Raw genomic sequence first — 9,369 nt, 5'->3', positions numbered from 1 at the left:
TCATGGGATCATCAGCTTTATGATCTCACTTGAAGTCACTAAATACCATAAGTAATTCTACTTAATTAAATAGACAAGTTTTTTTGTGGTATGTTGTAATTCAAATTGAAGTGCGGAATGTGGGTTAATTTCTGTTCTAAGGAAAAGTTGGGCTTGAAATCTTTTGAGGAAATTGACAGATTGGCAATTAACCAAATTACAAATCAAATTTCAGCCAAGCTGGACGATCCAGAGATTGGTCAAGCTATTGGTCGCCCTAGTACAATACCGCCAGACCCTATGGTAAAAATCTTTGCTTTGTCGGGGTTGAATAATGACAGTAATGCTCAAATTATGTCATTGTTGGCAGCTATGGCCTGTGTTACCAATGGGTTGTCACATCCTAGAAGTTTGTTTGTAGGAGATGAGCTGAGTGTATTGCTGAGTAAGCCTGGATTTGCAGAAATGGTAGGGACAATTTGGGCTACTGGTCGTAAAGACGGAATTTCCGGGTTGCTGATATTGCAGGATGTTAATGCTATTGCTGCTTGCTCTGCTGCCAGTAAAATCTTCCAAAATACTTCTATTGAGATGGTAGGAAAAACTACGGCAGCAGCAGCTTCCGCTTATGTTAAATACTGTGAGTATGACCCCGATATTATCAGAACTAATGCGACTGAAGCATTTTATCCTGATGCGTCGGAATATTTTACTAAGTGGTTGTTAAAAGTAGGCGATCGCTATTGGAGTCCTTTGAGGTATTATCCTGGGGCGATGATTCTGGCTGCCGTTGCTAATTCTGAGGATGAAAAAGCTGCTAGGCAAAGGTTTATCAATCAATATCCTCAGAGTCAAGTAGGGGTTCTTAAAGGAACCAGAGATTTTGCTGCTGCTTATATCAAGGTATTAAGAGGAGGTGTTTCTATTAAAGAAATTGGAAAGTAGTATTTTTAAGGAGAAAAAAGGATGAAAACTCTACGGATTTTCAAACTATTAGTTAGTGGGGCAACAGTAGCAAGTATAGCTATTGCAAAACCTGCATTCGCTGCTTCTTTCAGCTTTGAAGATATCTTGGGATTGAATCCTGAAGATATCCTGAGTGATGCACAAGGGAAAATAGAGGATCAGATCAATGATTTAATTGGCCCTATATCCGAATTACTGGCGATCGATCCTAATGATTTTTTGGATGATGCTTTGAACGAATTAAATCTTCCGGATTTAGAGATTTCTGGTATTTATGGAGACATGAATATTCCCGATCCTAATAAATTATTGGAGGAATTAAAAAACGCTGGGACTGAAGATTTTACTTTTGGAATGCAATTAGGATCTAGCGTCGAGGATAATTTGCTACTCCTTAATGAAGCAAGTGTCGAGCTGACGGGAAAACTAGCAAAAGCTGTGGCCTCCTCGTCAGCTTTGGGAGAGGACGCTCAGGAAAAAATCAAAGAAAAAATAGAATTTGGAGATCAAACTACTCAAACTTCTGCGGAATTGGCTGCTGCTACACAAAAACTAGCCGAGCAAGGCAAATTTTTGGTATCAGAAGGAGAAAGTACGGATGTTACTCAAGACTTGGAGAGACTTCAATTAGATGCAATGGGGCTGAAGTTACAAGCAGAGGCAGCTCAATCTAATCAGCTATCCATCTTATCCGCCCAACAAGCTGCAATATTTACTGAAACTCAGCAAAACCGAATTGATAATGCTTATCGAAATCAAATCCTCAGTGATATTTCGACAACTTTGCAGGGTGGCAATGCTGGAAATCGAGTTGAAAAATCTGCCAATATTCGAGCTTTGGCTAACGGCTCTCAATTTTCCACTTTCAAGGAACCTGAGTAAGTGAAAAATGGCTAACTTAACAGGAAGTGACTTAATTAATCTTGGTTCCGAACTAAACCAAAGCACCACTCAAGCTTGGGGTGAACTATGGGGTGAAGCTATTTCCTCCAGTAGTCCTCTCTGGCAAGCCTTGAATGATTTGGGATTATTGCTGGCAGGAATCTCACTACTGTACTTAGCTATTGAAAAGATTCAGCCTTTGCTTGAAAAACAAAGTTGGAGTGCTTTGGCTGATTTGCTGATTATGCCACTCATAGTAGTGTGTCTGCTTGGAGGGAATGGAACTTTGGCAGCGGGGGTGGTGCAAACCTTTTACGGTATTGGTTCTTACAATGTTCAGTTTGTCCTTACTCAACAGATTGGCTCTTCTTCACTGGATGCTCAAACTGCCCTAAATGAAATACGACAGGAGAATGCCGAACAGGCGATCGAGCAAGAGATATACGCGGATTGTATGAATCTACCACCAGCAGAGCAACAACAGTGCATGGAAGATCCAGCCAGGGAAGAGGCTGCGGATGAAGCTGGGGTTGATGTGCCCGAAGTAACTACGGGTGGAAATCCCTTAACCAATGGTTTGCGCTCTGCCCTGGTTACTCTACTGATGATGTTTTTGTATGCCATTCAGTGGGCATTTATTAATTGTATGGAAGCTGCGTTACTGATGACAGCACTGTTATTTCCACCAGCTTTAGGTATTAGTATCCTTCCTGTGGCAGGTAAAACTGTCTTTGCTTGGGCTTCTGCGATGGTGGGGATGTTTGCCACTATGCTCAGTTACAACATTATTGTGGGACTAACGGCCATCGTTGTCAAAAAAGCTCAAGTTGCAGCGGGGCAAGATATGGGTGGGACTAGCTTCCGAGATATTGCTTTTGCTGCTTTCATTGCTGTTGCTAGTCCTGTACTAGCAATCTATCTAGGGCAGATGGGTGGTGTGGCCTTATTCCAAGCTATTAGTAAGCAAGCTGCTGCTGTTGTTTCCGGGGTGGGGAGCTTTGCTATGGGAGCGGGAGTCGCGACGACAAGAGTAGTAGCTCAATCAGGAGCGGGGCGGGCGTTTGCTCGCAGAATCCGGCAAGCATTCCAGAAATAATGAATAATTAATAATTAATAATTGCCTATTTTTCCAAGAAAACCAAGCTTTTTATGTGGCAATAATAGCAGTAAAAAAATGGATTTTAATCCCTGTTTAATTCAATTGATAGTTTCAAAAAAAACTGTTAAAATCTCTGACTACTGACTATTAGAAACATTCAAACTATTTGTGGTAACTATCGTTGGCCTCTGTTCAATAATTAATAATTGAGTTGCGTATGTGTAGGGAGATAGTCTCCCCTTGTAATTAATAATGAATAATTATTCATTGTTAAGCTCCCTAACCGAATAATTAATAATGAATAATTCAATGATTCAGGTTTTAATATTCCCCCTTGAAGGGAAAAACAAATTGTTTTCTTTGTTCCTCAATCCTCTCCCTAAAAGGTAGATGTAATTATTAATTATTAATTGTTAATTGCTGAAAAAATTGTTTACCTACCCTAATTTGATGTGAGCCTACAGTATAAGGATTTCAGTCTGACAAAAAGCGTAATTAATTTGGTAATGTGCTTAATTGTTAATGCTCCGGCGAGCGATAATTATTAATTGTTAATTATTTAGGAGAGGTAATTATTGATTATTAATTATTAATTGTTAATTATTAATTAGTATCATGGCCAATATTCTTATTCCAGAAAAAGATACCCCTAAATTTCTGATTGCTTTATTACTTCTGGCAGGTAGCCTGTGTTTTGGTACTATGGGAGCTTTGATTTTAGTTTTGAATAATCGCTCCTTAGCTACGATGGACAGGACTTATGTGCAGATGAGTGATGGTACTGCACACGACATTGTACAGGTAGAGCCACTACATCGGGAGCCAGGAGTTCTTAAATCTACGGCTGAATCATTTATCCAGTTCATGTTTGAGTGGGATAATAAATTGCCGAATGGTGAGAAGGATGCGGGTGTATCAGTTGTGGGTGTGAAAGTTCCTTCAAAAGTATATATGGGAAGCTTTTTGATGGAACCTCGATTTCGCACCGAATTCCTGAAGTTAATGGGAAGTCAGATAATTCCAAAGGCAGTCCTTGATGGATTTCTAGAGTCTTCGGTTGTTATTTATGAGGTTTCTGAGCCTGTGGAAATTGCCCCGGGTAGGTGGGAAGTAAGAGTTCTTGCTGCACGCTTTGAGACCAATAATCGAGGCGAACAAGGGCAGGTTCTTATCAGTAGGCGTATCAGTCTAAAAGCTATACCAGAACAGGTTTCAGTATTATTGCCAGCCGATCAAACTAGCCCTTTTCGAGAGAGTCTGCGGTTGTTGCTTAGAAACAAAGTTATGGTCACGAGTGTTGTTGAAGATGGTTTTTAATGTGAGAGGTTTCAACGATTAATAATCACCTTTATACAGAATAGGATTGGCTAAAAGGAGGAATGGACGTGAGTGTAATTCAGGATGAAAAGGGGACTCAAGTTATCTCAGGGACAGAAGAGGATAGTCTGTCGATAGAAGAGCTTGCAGATACCACAGGAAGCGCGGACACTTCAAAAAGCTCGGTATCAGAATTAGAATCTGATGCTGACACTTTATTGAGTCCAGAGGATTTACATCATCCCATACGGGGAGAACCACGAGCGGACGTTACCAAGAATCCTCTAGCAAAAACAGTATTTGTGGGTGGGCTGTTTGCTGTTGTGGTAGTTGCTATTTCCCTTGTTGTGATGCTATTCAATTCCACGGGGAACAAACAAATAGCCAAAACTTCCACGAATGAAGCAGGAGAGACTGATGCTAGTGCTGAAGAAATTAAGCGACTGCAAGATGAATTATATAAAGAAAGAGCTGCTGTGGCTGTGAGGAATCTTCAGTCACCTTTACAGGAAAACCAAGAGAAACCTAAAAGGTCTAGGACTGCTAAAAAGGCTGAAAAAACTGAGGAGACTCCTTCTCAAAAACCTACTCCAAAGCCTACCTCTACTCCAAAGTCTACTCCTACTCCAAAGCCTACTCCTAGAGCTGCTCCAAGACCTGCTCCTGTGCCTAGAACTGCTCCTGCTCCTAGACCTGCTCCTACTCCTGTGCCTAGAACTGCTCCTGCTCCTAGACCTGCTCCTGCTCCTGTTCCTAGAGCTGCTCCTGCTCCTGCTCCTAGAACTGCTCCTGCTCCTAGACCTACTCCTATTCCTAGAGCTGCTCCGACTCCTGCTCCAGAACCCGAACAGTTTGACGATCTGAGCGCCTGGAAAGAACTAGCAGCACTTGGTCAGGTTCAGCGAAAGGAGTTTGAGGAGAAAGAAGTAGTTTCTGAATCTGAAACTCCTCAAACACAAGCAAAACCAACCCCCGCAATTGCACCGACAAATAATCTTATTGCTTCGGTTGTTGTAGGAGAATCAATCAAGGATGGCTTGACACCAGGAATGCAAGGCATTATTAATCAGAGTTCTGAATTTACGGGCTACAAGGATATTGAGGTTACTATTGGTACAACTGCACAAGGTAGGGTAGTAGTACCTCTGCACTGGAACCAGGAAATCGATGGTACAGATGGATTGTTTTTGGTGGAGCTAACAGAGCCTTTGGTGGCATCGGATGGTACTCATGCTCTGAAAAAGGGCAGCCAGCTAATTGTATCGGTGTCATTTATCTCTGATGCCGGACAAGTCTTTCAATCTGTGGTGGCTGTTGTTCATCCCGACGGACGCCAGGAAACTATTCCTACAACAGGTTCCGGGTATAATGATGCGCCCACAACTCCTTTGGTAATTCGAGGTAAGAAAGGTAACGTATTGATTGCTAAAAAAATCAAAGGCTCGGATGCAGGCCCGGGATTGGGTAGTGATATTGCTGTGGGATTAATGGCAGGAATTGCGGAGGCTGCCGATAATATAACACAGCCAGAACAGGAGGTACAAACACAAACTACAGGATTGTCTTCTACTACGACAGCTCAACAAAATAGGCAAGAACCAAGGGCAGCATTTATTAAAGGTTTAGCCGAGACTCTAACAGAAAGGATGACGGAACGATTGGACTCTAAGCCCAAGGATTTAAAAATTTTCCAAGTCAGTAGGGGAGAAAAAGTACAGTTGTTCGTGAATGGCTTTGTGACGTTTAGAGTTCCGAAAAAAGGGGGGTTGAGATGAATTGGAAAGGAACCATTTTTGGTGCAATTGCAAGTTTTGCTATTATGTCAAACCGAGCTTTGTCAGTACCTCCCGCTATAGAAACTGTGAACGCTCCAAAAGCACTAGCTGAGACTACAGAAATAGTCTTGGTTCCTGGGCGACAGAGTGTGATTGAATTTAGGAATGGCGAAACGATTCAATTTATTTCTCTGGCTGATGTACATCAAATCGTATTTTCTACCGATTTGCCTGTGGATACTGGCCGGGCATCGTTAATTGTGCTGAAAACCATTGAACCTCTGCGGTTGAAGGGTGTGGTAGAAACTCCGTCTATAAGGTCTGTTCGCGAAGAGGATTATCCTTATGAGACTATTTATCCTACTAATTTGGTGGTTGTTACGTCTAATCAAAATAATGAGAAGCGTACCTATACTTTTGATTTAACTATTTCTTTGACAAGAACTCCTCAAGTTTCTAATGGAGTTGCTATTGTGCCAGAAGTTTTGCCACCTACTGAGGAGCTTCTCACTTTAGCTGATGGGCGACAAGCAAGCTTGCTAGATATCCGACGTGGTTATGTAGAGGCTCTCAAAGGAAAGTACACAGCTTATAAAGACCCCGTTGTCGATAAAATCAAAAAATTTCTAGATTTAGCTCGTCATGGTGTGACTTTTCTAGAAGCTGCCCAAAGAGCTGAGTTACCTTTTGCTGTGATTGAATCGCTTGCTGAGATTGGTTTGCAAACTGCTGCGACAGAAGCGATTGATGATAAGCAACCCTCACTTCTGAGAGGATTGATTCCACCAATTCGGAGCCGTGACAAATTTTAGAAAAATTATGAAAAGTCGATCTGAGAATATTGAAATCAACTATGTGTGTCCTTCTTCTTGTCCCCCCTCCCTTAAAACCGGGTAGTCCGACGACGGTAGCAAGGGAGGGGGTTAGGGAGTGGGTTTTGCCGGGGTGTGGGAGGATGTGGCGTACATTAAAAATGCTCTGTAACACTTAGTAAAATTGATGTTTCGGAGCAGACTATATAGAACTGTTGTAACTAACGTTAGTTAACGAGAGAAAAACCTATGGAAGTAAAAGTAGAGATCAAGCCGGAGGAAATAATGTGGGCAATTTCCCACATAGCAAAATATGGAACTATTGAAGAAGTACGAATGCTTTTACCCAAGTTGCAATCGGCTGTGAGTGCCCTCAATTTGCGATTAGCTAGAGATTCAAAGATGCTGACACAGAGACGGAACCAAGAAAAAGACGCCTGGTCAGTTAACAATTACATATAATATTTTCTAGGCTGTTTGGAAAAGGAGAATTAACAAACAAACCATTTCCTCCCAGCGATCGCCCAGAGAATAAATTTCAAAGCGATCGCCATTACCAAACTCAATCTATGTACTTGCTTTGAGTTGAGACCCGAACGATAAGGAACGGGAGTTAGAGTTATTTTGTATTGGTCTCTCCAGCTTTTCCAGACTGTATAAATTTTGTTAGAAATTATCATAGAACAATAATATTAAGATTCTGGTTGCATTTTAGTACAGTTGTCAGGGTATGACAAGAAATTCCGAACTATTTCAATAATAAAAACGACGTGTGGAGCAGACATGGATAATACGAGTATTGATGATATGACTAATTTAATACTAGATTCAAGCACAGAGTTGCAGGATTTTGATGAACGCTCAAAAACTTCATCAACCACCCCTGAACTAAGTGAAAAAGAAAAAATGGAGCTAGAAAATTTTGATGCACAACTTGAAGTCTCATCGGAAATTAATCCGGGACTTGCTAATTTTGATAATCAGCTAGAGCAAATTGAAGATAATAGTTCTAATAATCAACTTATAGCTGAGGGAATTAATAATTTTCTCAATCTACTTCAAACCGATCATTATGAGACCAAGAACTATATTCTTGAAAGGGAGGATGGGGAGATTTCAATTAACACTAAAGACGATAGAGGTGAAGTTTTTCATCAAGATGCACAAGGAAATATTGAGTCTAAATTCACTCAAGATGAAACCGAAAATTTTGTTGATTTTAGCGAACAAGTCCAAGAAAAAAGCAATGATTTAGAAGGAAATAATGAAACAAATAAAGCCTTGGAGTTAGAGAATGACTACGAACAGTCAGAAAATAAACTTATTGCAGATGGGGTAGATAATTTTTTGACAATGCAAGAGTCGGAACGGTATGAAACTGCTAATTATATACTAGAAAAGTCTGAAAATGGAGAAATATCAATTAGCGCTCGTGATGGCGACAACGAGAATAAATTGTTTACTGTGGATGAGGGTGGTACTATAACAAACCAACTTAGTGCAGAACAAACAGAAGATTTTGTGACTTTTGCTGAGAAAGTAAATGAGGCTGCTAATAAAAAAATACTTGAAGCTGTTGACAATTTTCTTGACCTCCAAGAAAGTGATTATCACGGGACTACTAATTACTTTTTTGAAAGAACAAGTGATGGTGATATTTCTATCACATCTAAATCAAGTGGAGAGGAAGTATTTCAAGGTTCAGCAGATGGAAATATTGTCGAAGAAAATCTGAGTCCAGAAGAGACTAAGAAGTTTTTAGAGTTTGCTAATACTGTCGAGCAAGCTGTTGAACAGAAAGAGTATACTGCCTCGCAAAAAGAACGTTGACATACCCCGACGTTGCTATATTCGCGAGCCGTTCTTAGAAACCTACGATAATCTATAGAAATTTATGATTATCTGTTCCAATCCTGCTTCATTAGATATAACAATTATAGCCGGAGCAAAGCATCATTAATTATTTGAGTTATGAGGGCTATTAACAGTATTAAAATAATTAGACAAAGTGATACATAATTAGATATTTACTGTGATATACTAGGTTTATGTCTAACTTATTATATATGAAACAGCAGAATTGCCCTTGAGTGTCAACAAAAACAATAATCATGAAATCTTTTAAAACTAAGTTAAAACTTAACAATTACCAAAAAACCATACTTGCCAAACACGCAGGAGTAGCTCGTCATGCTTATAATTGGGGGTTAGCAACTTGCATAAAAGAGTACGAAGAAACTAAAAAACGCCCAAGCGCCATCACCCTGCATAAACGTTTAGTAGCGGAAGTCAAATCAGTTAATCCATGGTATTATGAGGTATCTAAATGTGCCCCACAACAAGCATTAAGAGATTTAGAGAGGGCATTTAAAAACTTTCTCACTATTCCTAAACGTGGATTTCCAGTCTTTAAAAAAAAAGGTAGAAAAGACAGTTTTTACTTAGAAGGAAGTATTAAGATTTTCCAAGGAAACTACATACAACTACCCAGAATAGGAGTAGTAAAAACATACGAAATTTTACCCTCTGTACCAGTAAA

Annotated in this window: 9 protein-coding genes; 8 read left to right on the top strand and 1 reads right to left on the bottom strand. The window is 40.1% G+C overall.

Features of this window, described 5'->3' with window-relative positions; genetic code table 11:
- Positions 1–153 precede the first annotated feature (153 nt).
- From F6K23_RS39340 to F6K23_RS39315, 6 genes are all read left to right on the top strand, one after another.
- A complete protein-coding gene (locus F6K23_RS39340; protein WP_293166472.1) occupies positions 154–924 on the top strand; it encodes a hypothetical protein in 771 nt (256 codons plus the stop codon).
- Positions 925–945: 21 nt separating this feature from the next.
- Positions 946–1,827 (top strand): hypothetical protein, encoded by an 882-nt coding sequence (locus tag F6K23_RS39335; protein WP_293166471.1) that lies wholly within the window; start codon positions 946–948, stop codon positions 1,825–1,827.
- A 7-nt stretch (positions 1,828–1,834) separates the two neighbouring features.
- Positions 1,835–2,923 carry a hypothetical protein gene (locus F6K23_RS39330; protein WP_293166469.1) on the top strand — a complete coding sequence of 363 codons (1,089 nt, stop codon included), beginning with the start codon at positions 1,835–1,837 and terminating at the stop codon, positions 2,921–2,923.
- Positions 2,924–3,541: 618 nt separating this feature from the next.
- Positions 3,542–4,243 carry a hypothetical protein gene (locus F6K23_RS39325; RefSeq protein WP_293166467.1) on the top strand — a complete coding sequence of 234 codons (702 nt, stop codon included), beginning with the start codon at positions 3,542–3,544 and terminating at the stop codon, positions 4,241–4,243.
- Positions 4,244–4,305: 62 nt separating this feature from the next.
- Positions 4,306–6,018 carry a hypothetical protein gene (locus F6K23_RS39320; protein WP_293166465.1) on the top strand — a complete coding sequence of 571 codons (1,713 nt, stop codon included), beginning with the start codon at positions 4,306–4,308 and terminating at the stop codon, positions 6,016–6,018.
- Entirely contained in the window at positions 6,015–6,830 is an 816-nt protein-coding gene (locus tag F6K23_RS39315; protein ID WP_293166463.1) for a hypothetical protein, read from the top strand. Before F6K23_RS39320 ends, F6K23_RS39315 begins: the two co-directional genes overlap by 4 nt.
- Positions 6,831–7,321: 491 nt before the next feature.
- On the opposite strand, the gene F6K23_RS39310 is transcribed toward F6K23_RS39315, so the two are convergent.
- Positions 7,322–7,510: a hypothetical protein gene (locus F6K23_RS39310; RefSeq protein WP_293166461.1), complete on the bottom strand. Its 189-nt coding sequence runs from the start codon at positions 7,508–7,510 to the stop codon at positions 7,322–7,324.
- A gap of 103 nt (positions 7,511–7,613) precedes the next feature.
- Here F6K23_RS39310 and F6K23_RS39305 point away from each other — a divergent pair, with 103 nt between their 5' ends.
- Positions 7,614–8,660 carry a hypothetical protein gene (locus tag F6K23_RS39305; RefSeq protein WP_293166460.1) on the top strand — a complete coding sequence of 349 codons (1,047 nt, stop codon included), beginning with the start codon at positions 7,614–7,616 and terminating at the stop codon, positions 8,658–8,660.
- 281 nt (positions 8,661–8,941) lie between these two features.
- Positions 8,942–9,369 (top strand): transposase (locus F6K23_RS39300; RefSeq protein WP_293166458.1); only part of this gene is annotated, 428 nt, incomplete at its 3' end.

The organism is Okeania sp. SIO2C9 (assembly GCF_010672455.1).
In the GTDB taxonomy this organism is placed as follows: domain Bacteria; phylum Cyanobacteriota; class Cyanobacteriia; order Cyanobacteriales; family Microcoleaceae; genus Okeania.
Note: the sequence above shows the minus strand (reverse complement) of the source record. Positions and strands in the feature narration are given on the sequence as shown.